The following is a 14,892-nucleotide window of genomic DNA, read 5'->3' as shown; positions in this document are numbered from 1 at the left end:
GATGACCGGCGCTCTTCCCGGGCCGGGTACCGCGGTCCTCGTCGCCGGGGGCGGGGTCACCGGCCCGGCGGTCGCCCGCGCGCTGCTCCGGCTCGGGGCCACCGTCACCGTCGCCGACGGCAAGCCGGAGGCCCGCGCGAAGATCGCGGCCGAGGTTCCGGGCATCGTCGTCGCCGATCTCGACGGCCACGACCCGTCCGGCTACGACCTGGTCGTCGTCGCGCCCGGTTTCCGGCCCACGGCGCCGGTGGTCGTGGCCGCCGAGGCCGCCGGGGTTCCCGTGTTCGGCGATGTCGAGCTGGCCTGGCGGATCGACCGCGCGGGCGCGTTCGGGGCCCCGCGCGACTGGCTCGTCGTCACCGGAACGAACGGCAAGACCACCACGACCCAGATGCTCGAGTCGATCCTGCTGCGCGCCGGACTGCGGGCCGTCGCCTGCGGCAACATCGGGCGCCCCGTGATCGATGCGATCGGCGACCCCGCGGACCCGCGGGTGCTCGCCGTCGAACTGTCGTCCTTCCAACTGCACTGGGCGCCGTCGGTGCGCCCGCGCGCGGGCGTCGTGCTCAACGTCGCGGAGGACCACCTCGACTGGCACGGCTCGATGGCCGCCTACACGGCCGACAAGGCGCGTGCGCTGTCCGGCGAGCTCGCCGTGATCGGCCTCGACGACCCGGTCGCCTCCCGCCTGGGCGGGACCGTCACCGTCGGTTTCACCACGGGGGAGCCGGGGCCCGGGCAGTACGGCGTGCGCGGCGGCGACCTGGTCGACGGTGCCGGGCTCGCGATCCTGCCCGCCGCGTCGGTCTCGCCGCCCGGGCCCGCGGGGATCGCGGACGCTCTCGCGGCGACGGCGCTGGCGCAGGCCGTCGGCGTGACCGCGCCGCAGGCGGGGGAGGCACTCGCGGCGTTCCGGGTGGGTGCGCATCGCGCGGAGCCCGTGGCGCAGGTGCGGGGGGTGACCTACATCGACGACTCCAAGGCGACCAACCCGCATGCCGCGCTCAACTCGATCGAGGCGCACGAGCGCGTCGTGTGGGTCGCGGGCGGCCAGCTCAAGGGCGCGGACATCGCGCCGCTCGTGCAGCGGGTGGCCTCGCGGCTCGTGGGCGCGGTGCTGCTCGGCGTGGACCGGGACGAAATCGCGGGTTCACTCGCGCGACACGCGCCCGATGTCCCCGTGGTTCGGGTGTCTTCGGGCGACGATGTTCGTGTGTCTCCTGTGACTAATGATGCAAGCCGTTCTGTAGGGACGTCTGGTGCAGTCGATGTGCGAGTGTCCGGCGATGCGGATGCGGTGATGGCCGCAGTCGTCGCCGAAGCCTCGAGGATCGCCGAAGCCGCACTGGACGACAGTGCCGCCGCGCCCTCCGCTGCATCGGGTCCGCTCGCTGCGCTCCCGGCGCCCGTGGTGTTGCTCGCGCCGGCGGCCGCATCGCTGGACATGTTCACCTCCTACGGCCACCGCGGCGACGCCTTCGCCGCCTCCGCCCGGGCTCTCGGGACGGCATCGTGAGCCGGGCCGGTAAGGCCGCCACCAGCTCCGACACCGACGCCGAACTCGAGTCCGGCCCGCTGAACGCCCCCGAGAGCACCGAGTTCGACGCGCAGCCCCAGGAGACGGCCGCGGCGACAGGCGCTCGCGGAACGGCCGGAGCCCGCGGGGCCGCGGCGGCGCGGACCGGCGCCGATGTGGCGCGCGGCGGCGCATCCTTGCTGCGCCACACGGCGATCGGCTTCGCGACGGCGCTGCGCCGCCCGCTCGCGTCCTTCCACCTCGTGCTCGGTCTGACGGCCGTGCTGACGGTGATGGGCCTGATCATGGTGCTCTCGGCGTCGTCGGTCGAGGACATCAGCGCGACGGGCTCGCCGTACAGCAAGTTCTTCAGTCAGCTCATCTACGTCGGCCTCGGCGTCGTCGCGTTCATGGTCGCCCTCTACCTGCGCCCGGCGCTGTTGCGCCGCGTGGCGCTCGGCAGCGTCCTCGTCTCGCTCGCGCTGCTCGTCGCCGTCCTCGTGCCGGGTATCGGCTCGAAGGTCGGTGGCGCGCGCCGCTGGATCGACGTGGGCGGGTTCACACTGCAGCCCTCGGAGATCGCGAAGGTCGCGCTGATCCTGTGGGGCGCCCACCTGCTCGCCGATCGCGGGCGCAAGGGCAACATCAAGGAGCTGCTGCTGCCGCTCGGCCCGGTCGTGGTGCTCATGGCCGCGCTGGTGGTCGCCGAGCCGAACCAGTCGACCGCCATGATCATCGTCGCCGTGGGTGCGATGCTGCTGTTCTACGCGGGCCTGTCGTCGAAGCTGATCGCATCGCTCATCGTCGTGTTCACGCTGCTCGGCGTGTTCTTCGCGCTCGCCGAGGGCTACCGTTCCGCCCGCGTCGCGGCGTGGCTGGGCCGCACCGACGACGCGCTCGGCGCCAACTACCAGTCCAACCAGGCCCGCTACTCCCTCGCGGACGGCGGGCTGTTCGGGGTGGGCCTGGGCAACTCCACCGCCAAGTGGAGCTACCTCCCGAACGCGCACAACGACTTCATCTTCGCCATCATCGGCGAGGAACTGGGCTACCTCGGCGCGGGTGTGGTCATCGTCATGTTCGGCGTGCTCACCTGGGTCGGCATGCGGATCGCGAGCCGGGTGTCGGACCCCTTCCTGCGACTGATGTCCGCCACGATCACCACGCTGATCGCCCTGCAGGCGATCATCAACATGGGCTACGTCGTCGGCCTGTTCCCCGTGACCGGCATCCAGTTGCCCCTGCTGTCCGCGGGCGGCAACTCGGTGATCCTCGTGCTGTTCATGATGGGCCTGCTCGCCAACGCCGCGCGGCACGAGCCCGAGGCCATCGCCGCGCTCGCGGGCGGCCGCGAGAGCCGCACGGGCCGCCTTCTCCGGCTGCCCCGTCCGCTGCCGTACATCCCGCCGCGCACCGAACGCCCGGCCCCGGCTCGGCCTGCCGGGCGCGGTCCCGCGCCGCGGCAGGGCCGTCCCGCACCCGCGCGACGTGGGCTTTCGCAACCGGCGGCACCGTCGCCGTACGATCGACACCCGTACGGTGATGAGAGTCTGAGCCGGCGGCAGGCGCCGCGGCGGGAGCTCCCGCCGATCCGGTCGCAGGGCCGGACGGCGGAGCCCTGGCGCGGCGATCGTGCCGGGCGTGATCGGAACGCGCAGCAGCAGCGGCGCCGAGGACAGGAAAAGGGCAGACGGGCGTGGTGAATACTCGAGCGGTCTCGGTGGTGGTGGCCGGAGGTGGCACCGCAGGACACATCGAACCCGCCCTGGCGGTCGCCGATGCGGTGCGAGCCCAGCAACCCGACGCCGTCGTCACCGCCCTCGGCACGCCCAAGGGCCTCGAGGGCCGCCTCGTCCCGGAGCGCGGCTACCCGCTCGAGATGATCCCGCCGGTCCCGCTGCCGCGCAAGCCCGGCGCGGACCTGGCCAGGCTTCCCTTCCGGCTCGCCGGCGCCGTCCGGCGCACGCGGAACGTGCTGCGCGCCACCGGCGCCGAGGTCGTCGTCGGTTTCGGCGGCTATGTCGCGCTGCCCGCCTACTTCGCCGCGCGCACCCTCCGGCTGCCGATCGTCATCCACGAGGCCAATGCGAGCGCCGGGGTCGCCAACAAGGTGGGCGCGAAGCTCGCCACGCGCGTCTTCGCCGCGGTTCCCGGGTCGGGCGTCGCCGCAGAGGTCGTGGGCATGCCCGTCCGTGCGTCTATCACCGGCCTCGATCGCGCCGCGCTCCGGGCCGAGGCGCGTGCCCACTTCGGGCTGCCGGCCGACGGCCCCGTCGTCCTCGTCTTCGGCGGCAGCCAGGGTGCGGTCCGGCTCAACGACGGTGTCGCGGGCGCGGCCCGGGACCTCGCGGCGGCCGGCGTCGGCGTGCTGCACGCCTACGGCCCCAAGAACTCCCTCGACCTCGGACCGGACGGAGTGCCCGGGTACGTCGCCGTGCCCTACCTGTCCCGCATGGACCTCGCGTACGCCGCCGCGGATCTGGCCGTGTGCCGGTCCGGGGCCATGACGGTGGCCGAGGTCGCCGCCGTCGGGCTGCCCGCGGTGTACGTCCCGCTGGCGCACGGCAACGGCGAGCAGGCGCTCAACGCCGGGCCCGTCGTCGAGGCCGGCGGGGGACTGCTCGTCGACGATGCCGCGTTCACCCCGGAGCTGGTGCGCTCGACGGTGATCCCGCTCGCGGTCGACGGTGAGCGGCTCGCCGCCATGGGCGCGGCCGCGGCCGGCCTCGGGCACCGGGACGCCGCGGGCACCGTCGCCGCGGCGGCGATCGCACTGGCACAGGAGAGGCGGAAGTCGTGAGCGAGACCACCGGGGCACTGCCCGCGCGTCTGGAGCGCGTCCACATGGTGGGCATCGGCGGGGCCGGGATGTCCGGCATCGCGCGGATCCTGCTCTCCCGCGGCGGCCAGGTGTCGGGCTCCGACGCCAAGGAGTCGCGCGGGGTGATCGCGCTGCGCGCCCGCGGCGCCCACATCCAGGTGGGCCACAGTCCCGAGGCGCTCGACCTGCTGCCCGGCGGCCCGACGGTGGTGGTGACCACCCATGCCGCGATCCCCAAGGACAACCCCGAGCTCGTCGAGGCGGCGCGGCGCGGCATCCCCGTGATCCTGCGGCCCGAGGTCCTCGCCGACCTCATGGACGGCTACCGCACGCTGCTCGTGAGCGGCACGCACGGCAAGACGTCGACGACCTCGATGGCGGTCGTGGGCCTGCAGCACTGCGGCGCCAATCCGTCGTTCGCCGTCGGCGGTGAGCTCAACGAATCCGGGACGAACGCCTTCCACGGCACCGGTGACGCGTTCGTCGCCGAGGCGGACGAGTCCGACGGATCGCTGCTGCAGTACGCGCCCGATGTCGTGGTGATCACCAATGTCGAGGCGGACCACCTGGACTTCTTCGGTTCCGAGGCGAAGTACGTCGCGGTCTTCGACGCGTTCACCGAGCGGATCCGTCCCGGCGGCACGCTGGTCGTGTGCCTGGACGACCCGGGCTCGGCGGCGCTCGCGCAGCGCACGCACGCGGCCCTGCGCGCCCGCGGCGTGCGCGTGCTCGGATACGGCGCGGGCACTCACCGCGACCTGGCGCCGGACGTCACGCTCATCGCGGAGCTGCTGGACTACAAGCCGCGCGCCGAGGGCGGCATGCTCAAGGTGCGCTTCTCCGATGAGAACCGCCGGATCGTGGAGCGGGCGCTCCTGCTGTCGGTCCCCGGGCGGCACATGGCGCTCAACGCGATCGCCGCCACGATCGCGGTCGTGAGCATGGGATACCCCGCCGCTACGGTGATCGAGGGCATCGAGGCCTTCGGCGGCGTGCACCGGCGTTTCCAGCTGCGCGGCACGAGTGGTGGCGTCCGCGTGTTCGACGACTACGCGCACCACCCGACCGAGGTGCGGGCCGTCCTCACCGCGGCGGCGGAGATGGTGACCAAGCAGGCCGAGCCGGGCCGCGTGGTCGTCGCCTTCCAACCGCACCTGTACTCGCGTACCGAGCAGTTCGCCGCCGAGTTCGCGGAGGCCCTGAGTCTCGCGGACGAGGTCGTCGTGCTCGACGTCTACGGCGCCCGCGAGGACCCGCTGCCCGGCGTCACGGGCGCGCGGATCGCCGAGAAGGTCACGGCGTCCGTGCGGTACGTGCCGCGGCAGGCCGATGTCGCGGACGTGGTCGTCGGCCTCACGCGGCCGGGCGACGTGGTGATCACCATGGGCGCCGGCGATGTGACGATGCAGGCACCGTCGATCCTGACCGCGCTGGCGCAGCGTGGCGCCGAGGCGGGCGCGTGAGTGATGTCGCGACGCGCAGGCGCGTGCCGGGTCTGCGGCGGCTGCTGCTGATCCTGCTCGCGCTGGTGGTCGCGGGCGGCCTCGTCGCCGCCGCGTACTTCTCGCCGATCCTCTCGGCCCGCGATGTGTCGGTCACCGGCGCGACGAACGCGCCGGCCGAGGAGGTCGCGAAGGTGGTGGAGCCCCTCAAGGGGCGCCCGCTGCTGCAGATCACCTCCGCCCAGCGCGACGACTACGCCGCGAAGGTGATCGGCGTCAGCCCGTGGATCGACCGCGCGACGGTGACGGTGTCGTATCCGTCGACGTTGGTCGTCGCGGTCACAGAGCGCGAGGTCGTGGCCTACGCCCAGCGGCCCGCCGGCACACTGCTCGTCGACGCCAAGGGGGTGCCGTTCATCAAGGTGGGGGAGCCGCCCATCCTCACGCCCAAGCTCACCGTCGACGATCCGCGCTCCGACGATCCGTCCACCAAGGCGGCGATCGCGGTCCTCAAGGCGCTGCCGCCGGACCTGCACGGGCAGGTCGTCGAGATCGGTGCGAACTCGCCCGCGAACGTGCGGTTCGTCCTGCGTGACAAGCGGATCGTGTACTGGGGCGACGACGAGCGCGCCGACGCCAAGACCGCGGCGCTGCGCATGGTGCTCACCCGCCCCGGGCACGAGTTCACCGTGATCGATCCGGACATGCCGACCACCCGCTGAGTGTGCTCTTCCGCTCACCGAGAACGTTTTTCCCCGACACGCCCGCGCGGTTACGAGTCAACTGCCGTACCGCCCTCTACCTTGGTTTCAGACCAGCTACTTGACATAACTTTAAGCCTTCTGTTGAGGTTTAGGGTTCGTCTCGAAGCACAGACTTCACACCCAGGGGAAGGCGAAACATGACCGCCGCGCACAACTACCTCGCCGTCATCAAGGTCGTCGGCATCGGCGGCGGCGGCGTCAACGCCGTCAACCGCATGATCGAGCAGGGGCTCAAGGGCGTCGAGTTCATCGCGATCAACACCGACGCCCAGGCGCTCATCATGAGCGACGCCGACGTCAAGCTCGACGTGGGTCGCGACTCCACCCGCGGCCTCGGCGCCGGCGCCGATCCCGAGGTGGGCCGCAAGGCCGCCGAGGACGCCAAGGACGAGATCGAGGAGCTCCTCAAGGGCGCCGATATGGTCTTCGTCACTGCGGGCGAGGGCGGCGGCACCGGCACCGGCGGCGCGCCCGTCGTCGCGAGCATCGCCCGCAAGCTGGGCGCGCTCACCGTCGGTGTCGTGACCCGGCCCTTCACCTTCGAGGGGGCGCGCCGCGGGAAGCAGGCCGAGACCGGTATCACGTCGCTGCGCGAGTCGTGCGACACGCTCATCGTGATCCCGAACGACCGGCTGCTGCAGCTCGGCGATGTCAACGTCTCCGCGCTCGACGCGTTCAAGAGTGCCGACGAGGTGCTCCTCAACGGCGTTCAGGGCATCACCGACCTGATCACCACGCCGGGCCTGATCAACGTCGACTTCGCGGACGTCAAGAGCGTCATGTCGGGTGCGGGTAGCGCCCTCATGGGCATCGGCTCGGCGCGCGGCGAGGGGCGCGCCCTCAAGGCGGCCGAGGCCGCGGTGAACTCGCCGCTGCTGGAGACCTCGATGGAGGGCGCGCACGGCGTGCTCATGTCCATCGCGGGCGGCAGCGATCTCGGCCTGTTCGAGATCAACGAGGCCGCATCGCTGGTGCAGGGCGCCTCGCACGAGGACGCGAACATCATCTTCGGCACCGTCATCGACGACAACCTGGGCGACGAGGTGCGGATCACCGTCATCGCCGCGGGCTTCGACGGCGGGGCTCCGGCGCGCCGCCCCGTGACCCGCATCGGCGGACAGCACACGGCCCCCGAGCAGCCGGCTGCCGCCGAGCCGGAGGACGCGCGCCGGGGCAACCCGTTCGGTGCCCGTCCGGCCCGCGCCAACGACCCGTTCTCGGCGACCCCCGGGGGCCGCGAGTCCCGTTCGGACGACGACTTCGACCTCGACGTCCCGTCGTTCCTGCAGAACCGGCGCTGACCGGCCGCGTGACCACCGCCACTGACGGCGCTCCCGGTTCGTCCGGGGGCGCCGTCAGTAGTCTTGGGACATGACTGATCCCGCGAACACTCCTGTCGCCACGAATCGGGTCCGCCGGGTGACCACCACCCGCGCCGGGGGCGCTTCGAAGGCCCCGTACGACTCCTTCAACCTCGGTGACCACGTCGGCGACGATCCTGCGGCCGTCGCGCTGAACCGGCTCCGCCTCGAGCGCGAGATCGGTGTCGCCCCGGGGCACGTGGTGTGGATGGAGCAGATCCACAGCCGCACCGTCACCGTCGTCGACGGTCCGCGGGCCGAGCCGGTCGAGGCGACCGACGCGATCGTGACGACGGTGCCCGGGCTGGCCCTGGCGGTGCTCACCGCGGACTGCGTGCCGGTCCTGCTTTCCGACGACGAGGCGGGCGTACTGGCGGCCGTGCACGCGGGGCGTGTGGGCGCGCGGATCGGCATCGTGCCGAGGGCCGTCGAGGCGATGGTGGAGCTGGGCGCGCGGCCGGAGCGGATCGGTGCCTTCCTCGGGCCGGCCGCGAGCGGCGCGAGCTACGAGGTGCCCGCCGCAATGGCGGCCGACGTCGAGGCGCACCTACCCGGGAGCCGCTGCCGCACGGACAAGGGGACTGCCGGGCTGGACCTGCGCGCAGGGATCCGGCGTCAGCTGCAGGGGCTCGGGGTGAGCGCCGTCGCGCAGGATCCGCGCGACACGATCTCGGATCCCACCTTGTTCTCGCACCGGCGCGGCGCCCCCACGGGGCGCCTGGCATCGGTGATCTGGATCGACGAGAACGGCGGGTCCTGAGGTCGGCGATGCGGCGACGAATCACATCGATGGAATTCGGATCGGCGTGTGTGCGTGTCGGAACCGCGATTCGCGCGTGCAGCCCACTAATCTCACTTCCATAACGACAGTCACAACCGTCACACCAGCCCATGCAGGCGCCGAGGAAGGGCAAAGATGAGCACTCTGCACAAGGTCAAGGCGTACTTCGGCATGGTTCCGCTGGATGCGTACGACGACGGATACGTCGACGAGGGCACGCCGCAGCCGCGCGGCCGTCGCGGCCTCGACGACGAGTTCGACGACTACCGCTCGGACTACCGCGGCGACCGCGGCTACGCGTACGACGGCCGTCGCGCCGACGATTACGACGGCTACCAGCCGACGTACGACGAGGGCTACGCCGGCCGCGGCGCCGCGTACGACGACTACGACCGCGGTTACCGTGAGCCCGCCCGCGCCGAGGCTCGGCTGCCGCGCCTCGAGCCGCTGCGGGACAGCTCGCGCTCCATCTCGACGTCCACCCGGGGCGCGCTGGCGATGGACACCCGTGCCGACGTGCTGAGCCAGGAGAACCCGATGTCCCGCATCACCACGCTGCGTCCCACCTCGTACGAGGAGGCGCGCACGATCGGTGAGCGGTTCCGCGACGGCATCCCGGTGATCATGGATCTGACGGCCATGGACAACGCCGACGCCAAGCGTCTCGTCGACTTCGCGGCCGGCCTGACCTTCGCGCTGCACGGCTCCTTCGACCGCATCACCACCAAGGTGTTCATGCTGGCCACCGCCGATGTGGACGTGACGGCCGAGGACCGGGCGCGGATCGCGGAGACCGGCTTCTACAACCGCTGACGGATTCGGGCAGACTGTACCGGTGCAAGCATTCTGGCTCGTCGTCCTCATCCTCCTCTCGGTCTTCTGGGGCCTCCTGACCGTTCGCCTGGTGATCGAGTTGGTGAAGTCCTTCGCCCGGGAGTGGTTCCCGAAGGGGATCGTGGCGATCGTGCTCGAAGGGGTGTTCACCGTCACGGATCCGCCGCTGAAGGCGCTCCGGAAGATCATTCCGACGGTGCCGCTCGGCCAGGTCCGGCTCGATCTGGCCTTCATCGTCCTGTTTCTCCTGGTGGCGATCGCGCAGAGCGTGGTCGGCAGCCTGGCCGCGTAGACGTCGACAGAGCCATCAGTGCATGATGAATCGGACATTTCATCGCGTGATTGTTGGGTGATGAGGAACAAACGGGTCTGGTGTGACAGGATGTGCACTAGTTACAGTGTTGGTCCGAGTGACTTGAGATCTGTCGAGCAGCCGAATTGAGGGGAAACGACCTATGAAGCTGACACCCGCCGATGTGCGGAACGTGGCGTTCAGCAAGCCGCCGATCGGAAAGCGCGGCTACAACGAGGACGAGGTGGATCAGTTCCTCGATCTGGTCGAGACCGAGCTCGCTCGGCTGATCGACGAGAACAACGATCTGCAGCAGCGCAACTCCGAGCTGGAGCGCGAGCTCGGCGAGGCCCGCGCCGGTGGCGGCGAGCAGCCGTCGGCCGGCAACACGGTCGCCTTCGCCGCGCCCGCTGCGAACACCCCGGCCGTGCAGGAGCCCGTCGCTCCCGTCGCCGCGGCCGCTACGCCGGCCACCACCGAGGAGGCGCACGTGCGCGCCGCCAAGGTGCTCGGCCTCGCGCAGGAGACCGCCGATCGCCTCACGAACAACTCGCGCTCCGAGGCGGAGAAGCTCGTCTCGGATGCGCGTGCCCAGTCGGAATCCATGGTCGCCGACGCGCGCCAGAAGGCCGACGCCATGGTGGCCGACGCGCGCCAGCGCTCGGACGCCCTGCTCGCCGACGCGCAGACGCGGTCGGAGAACCAGCTGCGCCAGGCGCAGGAGCGCTCCGACTCGCTGCAGGCCGAGGCAGAGCAGAAGCACACCGAGATCATGACCACCATCAACCAGCAGCGCACCGTGCTGGAGGGTCGGATCGAGCAGCTCAAGACCTACGAGCGCGAGTACCGCACGCGCCTCAAGACCTACCTCGAAGGTCAGCTCGAGGAGCTGCAGTCGCTGCGCAGCGCCGCCCCGGTCGATCACGGCCAGGGTCGCGGTGGCGACTTCAATGATCCCGGCAACGCGGCCGGCGGCAACCAGCAGTACAAGTAGGGCTGGGACCGGCCGGTACTAAGGCGGAGTTCTCATGCTGCTAGCCGCTCTGGGGGCGACGGTCATCGGGTTCATCCTGCTGATCGTCGCCCTGATCACGGCCAACCTCTGGCTCGCCATCGCGTGCGTGGTGGTGTCGGTGATCGGCGTCGTCCTCCTGCTCGGCGACGTCCTCACCTACCGTCGCGGCGAACGGGACAAGGCTGACAAGGCCTCCGGCGAGGCATCCGGCAAGCGTCGCGGTACAGCGTCCGACGGGGGCTGGAGCCCGGGGGACCGGGCCGCGGATGACACGGACGACGCCGAGGGCCCAGTGGTGGCGACCGCACCGGCCGCGAGCGCATCGGACGATTCCGAGGCCGCGGAACCGGTGGACGACGCGGCGCGAGAGGCCGGCACCGTCGGGCACGAGGAGTTCGGGCGGCACGACGGCCCGGACGACGATGCGCGTCCGACGGCACAGTTCGCGGTGGGGCCGCTCAGCGGGCCCACCGGGTGGGAGCACGAGTCGCCCGCCGACACCGACGACGAGAGCACCCGCGGGCTGTTCGCGCCCGGGAAGTACGACCCGGACATGACCGACCAGATCCCGCAGATCCGGATCGATCAGGCGTGGGGCACCGAGTGGACGCCGCCCCAGCAGCCGGAGTCGGACGATCCCGACAAGAAATGATCTTGCACGATTCGCTATCCTCAGCGGTAGCACTGCGTTGATCCGGCCATCACCGGGGAGCATCCGGAAGAACGGGCGCACGCCCCAGTAGAACCGGACGGGTGGGCCCGTCACAGCCCTGTTGAAGTGGCGTGGCCCCGGAGAAATCGGGGAGGCGCAAGCGGGGTGGTACCGCGGAGCTCGGCCACAGGCCGGGAGTCGTCCCCGTGCTGGTAGTAGACGGCACGAGGAGTCACGATGAGTGAGAAGCGCCCCTATCCGCTGGTCGACATGACCCGCGACGACGACGCCCCCGCGAAGGCGGGCACCCCGTCGTTCCCCGACCTCGAGGAGCGCGTCCTCGCGTACTGGTCGGAGAACGACACCTTCCGGAAGTCGATCGCGAACCGCGACGGCGCGGACGAGTTCGTCTTCTACGACGGTCCGCCCTTCGCCAACGGCCTGCCGCACTACGGCCACCTCCTGACCGGGTACGTCAAGGACCTCGTCCCGCGCTACCAGACGATGCGCGGCAAGAAGGTCGACCGCCGGTTCGGCTGGGACACCCACGGGCTGCCCGCCGAGCTGGAGGCCGAGCGTCAGCTCGGGATCAAGGACAAGTCCGAGATCGAGACCATGGGCGTGGCGAAGTTCAACGACTACTGCCGCACCTCGGTGCTGCAGTACACGGAGGAGTGGCGCCAGTACGTCACCCGCCAGGCCCGCTGGGTGGACTTCGACAACGACTACAAGACGCTCGACCTGGACTTCATGGAGTCCGTGATGTGGGCGTTCAAGACCCTCCACGACAAGGGCTTGATCTACCAGGGCTACCGCGTGCTGCCGTACTCCTGGTACGAGCAGACGCCGCTGTCGAACCAGGAGTCCAAGCTCGACGACGCCTACAAGATGCGGCAGGACCCGGCGGTCACCGTCGGGATGCCGCTGCGCACCAAGGGCACCTCCCTGGAGGAGCTCGACGGTGTCGAGGCGCTGATCTGGACCACCACGCCGTGGACGCTGCCGTCCAACCTCGCGATCGCCGTGCATCCCGACCTGGACTACGTGCACGTCACCGGCCTCGACGGGAAGGACTACCTGCTGGCCGAGGCGCGGCTGGGCCACTACGCCCGCGAGCTGGGCGAATCGCCGGAGATCAAGGGCCGGTACAAGGGCCGCCAGCTGGAGTACGCGACCTACGAGCCGCCGTTCGACTTCTTCGCCGGCCACCCGAAGGCGCACGTCACGCTGCTCGCCGACTACGTGACCACCGATTCCGGCACGGGCGTGGTGCACCTCGCGCCCGCCTTCGGTGAGGAGGACATGGACCTCGCCACCGGCAAGTACGGCATCGAGGTCGTGCAGCCGCTGGACCCGGGCGGCAAGTTCACCTCCGCGGTGCCGCCGTACGAGGGCCTCCAGGTCTTCGACGCGAACCCGGTGATCGCCAAGGATCTCAAGGCCAAGGGCCGGCTGTTGCGCCACGAGACCATCGAGCACAGCTACCCGCACTCCTGGCGCTCGGGCCAGCCGCTGATCTACATGGCGGTGCCGTCCTGGTTCGTCGAGGTCACCAAGATCATCCCGCGCATGCTGGAGCTGAACCAGGACATCACCTGGAACCCCGCGCACATCCGCGACGGCCAGTTCGGCAAGTGGGTCGAGGGCGCGCGCGACTGGAACATCAGCCGCAACCGCTACTGGGGCGCCCCGATCCCGGTGTGGGTGTCCGACGATCCCGCGTACCCCCGTGTCGACGTCTACGGCTCGCTGGACGAGCTGGAGCGCGACTTCGGTGTGCGCCCGACGAACCTGCACCGCCCGTACATCGACGAGCTGACCCGGCCGAATCCGGACGATCCCCGGTCGCCGGAGGACGGGCAGTCGACCATGCGCCGCGTTCCCGAGGTGCTGGACTGCTGGTTCGAGTCGGGCTCCATGCCCTTCGCGCAGGTGCACTACCCGTTCGAGAACCGGGACTGGTTCGACACGCACTTCCCGGGCGATTTCATCGTCGAGTACAACGGGCAGACCAAGGGCTGGTTCTACAACCTGCACGTGCTGGCGACGGCGCTGTTCGATTCCGCCGCGTTCCGCACGGTCGCGGCGCACGGCATCGTGCTCGGCCACGACGGTCTCAAGATGTCCAAGTCCAAGCGGAACTACCCGGACGTCAACGAGGTGTTCAACCGCGACGGCTCCGACGCCATGCGCTGGTTCCTCATGGCCTCGCCCATCCTGCGCGGCGGCAACCTCGTGGTCACGGAGCAGGGCATCCGGGACGGCGTGCGGCAGACGCTGCTGCCCCTGTGGAACGCGTACTCGTTCCTGCAGCTGTACGCGGAGAAGCCGGCGGTGTGGCGCACGGACTCGCAGGACGTGCTGGATCGGTACATCCTCGCGAAGCTCGCACAGACCCGCGACGCCATGACCGAGGCGCTCGACACCTGCAGCATCGCGGACGCCTGCGAGGAGCTGCGCCTGTTCGTCGACGCGCTGACCAACTGGTACGTGCGCCGCTCGCGGGCGCGGTTCTGGGACGGTTCGGACGACGGTGCCTTCGACACGCTGTACACCGTTCTGGAGACCACGTGCCGGCTCGCGGCACCGCTGCTCCCGATGGCCACCGAGGCGATGTGGCGCGGCCTCACGGGCGGCGAGTCGGTGCACCTGACCGACTGGCCGTCGGCGTCGGACCTGCCCGCCGATCCCGAGTTGGTCGCCGCGATGGACGAGGTCCGGGACGTGTGCTCCGTCGCCTCGTCGGTGCGCAAGGCGAACAAGCTGCGCGTGCGCCTGCCGCTGCACTCGCTGACCGTCGCCGGTCCCGACGCGGAGAAGCTCGCTCCCTTCGCCTCGATCATCGCCGACGAGGTCAACGTCCGGGAGGTCACCGTCTCGCCCGACGCCGATCAGTACGGGCGGGTCGAGATCGCGGTCAACGCCCGCGCGGCGGGCCCGCGCCTGGGCAAGGACGTGCAGACGGTGATCAAGGCCGTGAAGTCCGGCGACTACACCGTTTCCGACGGTGTGGTGACGGCCGCCGGGATCGCGCTGCAGGACGGCGAGTACACCCGCAAGCTGGTCGCCGCCGCGCCGGACTCCACCGCCGAACTGCCCGACGGTGCCGGGCTCGTCGTGCTCGACCTGTCGGTCGACGCCGAGCTCGAGGCCGAGGGGTGGGCCAAGGACCGCATCCGCGAGCTGCAGGAGGCCCGACGGTCCGCCGGGCTCGACGTGAGCGACCGGATCGCCCTGGTCCTCGACGTGCCCGAGGAACACCGTGCGGCCGCCGAGCAGCACCGGGACCTCATCGCGGGTGAGGTGCTGGCCACGTCGCTGGAGTTCGCTTCCCTGGACGGTGCTGCGCCCGACAGTGTGGATCTGGGCGATGGTGTCCGAGGCCGGCTCACCAAGGTCTGACCTGCGAAAACG

The 14,892-nt window shown here is 70.8% G+C and carries 12 protein-coding genes; all 12 read left to right on the top strand.

All coding sequences use genetic code 11. The features are described 5' to 3' along the window. Position 1 precedes the first annotated feature (1 nt). The 12 genes from murD (at position 2) to ileS (ending at position 14,880) form a co-directional block, all read left to right on the top strand. Positions 2-1,516, top strand: a complete 1,515-nt coding sequence (murD, locus tag ABZX10_RS09580) for a UDP-N-acetylmuramoyl-L-alanine--D-glutamate ligase (protein ID WP_355537865.1) — start codon at positions 2-4, stop codon at positions 1,514-1,516. Beyond that, positions 1,513-3,219 (top strand): putative lipid II flippase FtsW, encoded by a 1,707-nt coding sequence (gene ftsW / locus ABZX10_RS09575; protein WP_355537862.1) that lies wholly within the window; start codon positions 1,513-1,515, stop codon positions 3,217-3,219. The genes murD and ftsW overlap by 4 nt, the downstream gene beginning before the upstream one ends. Further along, entirely contained in the window at positions 3,216-4,316 is a 1,101-nt protein-coding gene (gene murG / locus ABZX10_RS09570; protein WP_355538229.1) for an undecaprenyldiphospho-muramoylpentapeptide beta-N-acetylglucosaminyltransferase, read from the top strand. Before ftsW ends, murG begins: the two co-directional genes overlap by 4 nt. 44 nt (positions 4,317-4,360) lie before the next feature. Beyond that, positions 4,361-5,800: a UDP-N-acetylmuramate--L-alanine ligase gene (gene murC / locus ABZX10_RS09565; protein ID WP_355538226.1), complete on the top strand. Its 1,440-nt coding sequence runs from the start codon at positions 4,361-4,363 to the stop codon at positions 5,798-5,800. After that, complete coding sequence (locus ABZX10_RS09560) at positions 5,797-6,501, top strand: FtsQ-type POTRA domain-containing protein (RefSeq protein WP_355537858.1); 705 nt, start codon at positions 5,797-5,799, stop codon at positions 6,499-6,501. The genes murC and ABZX10_RS09560 overlap by 4 nt, the downstream gene beginning before the upstream one ends. 179 nt (positions 6,502-6,680) lie before the next feature. Further along, entirely contained in the window at positions 6,681-7,844 is a 1,164-nt protein-coding gene (gene ftsZ, locus ABZX10_RS09555; protein WP_355537855.1) for a cell division protein FtsZ, read from the top strand. Between the two features lie 70 nt (positions 7,845-7,914). Beyond that, positions 7,915-8,664 (top strand): peptidoglycan editing factor PgeF, encoded by a 750-nt coding sequence (gene pgeF, locus ABZX10_RS09550; protein WP_355537852.1) that lies wholly within the window; start codon positions 7,915-7,917, stop codon positions 8,662-8,664. A 156-nt stretch (positions 8,665-8,820) separates the two neighbouring features. Beyond that, positions 8,821-9,498, top strand: coding sequence for a cell division protein SepF (locus ABZX10_RS09545; protein WP_355537849.1), 678 nt, complete (start codon positions 8,821-8,823; stop codon positions 9,496-9,498). 22 nt (positions 9,499-9,520) lie between these two features. Further along, positions 9,521-9,811, top strand: a complete 291-nt coding sequence (locus tag ABZX10_RS09540; RefSeq protein WP_355537846.1) for a YggT family protein — start codon at positions 9,521-9,523, stop codon at positions 9,809-9,811. 163 nt (positions 9,812-9,974) lie between these two features. Next, on the top strand, positions 9,975-10,805 hold the full coding sequence (locus ABZX10_RS09535) for a DivIVA domain-containing protein (RefSeq protein WP_355537843.1): 831 nt from the start codon (positions 9,975-9,977) through the stop codon (positions 10,803-10,805). Between the two features lie 34 nt (positions 10,806-10,839). After that, entirely contained in the window at positions 10,840-11,478 is a 639-nt protein-coding gene (locus tag ABZX10_RS09530; RefSeq protein ID WP_355537840.1) for a hypothetical protein, read from the top strand. Between the two features lie 237 nt (positions 11,479-11,715). Then, complete coding sequence (ileS, locus tag ABZX10_RS09525; RefSeq protein WP_355537837.1) at positions 11,716-14,880, top strand: isoleucine--tRNA ligase; 3,165 nt, start codon at positions 11,716-11,718, stop codon at positions 14,878-14,880. Positions 14,881-14,892: the final 12 nt, after the last annotated feature.

Origin of the sequence: Tsukamurella sp. NPDC003166 (assembly GCF_040611135.1) — a bacterium.
GTDB lineage: Bacteria > Actinomycetota > Actinomycetes > Mycobacteriales > Mycobacteriaceae > Tsukamurella.
Note: the sequence above shows the minus strand (reverse complement) of the source record. Positions and strands in the feature narration are given on the sequence as shown.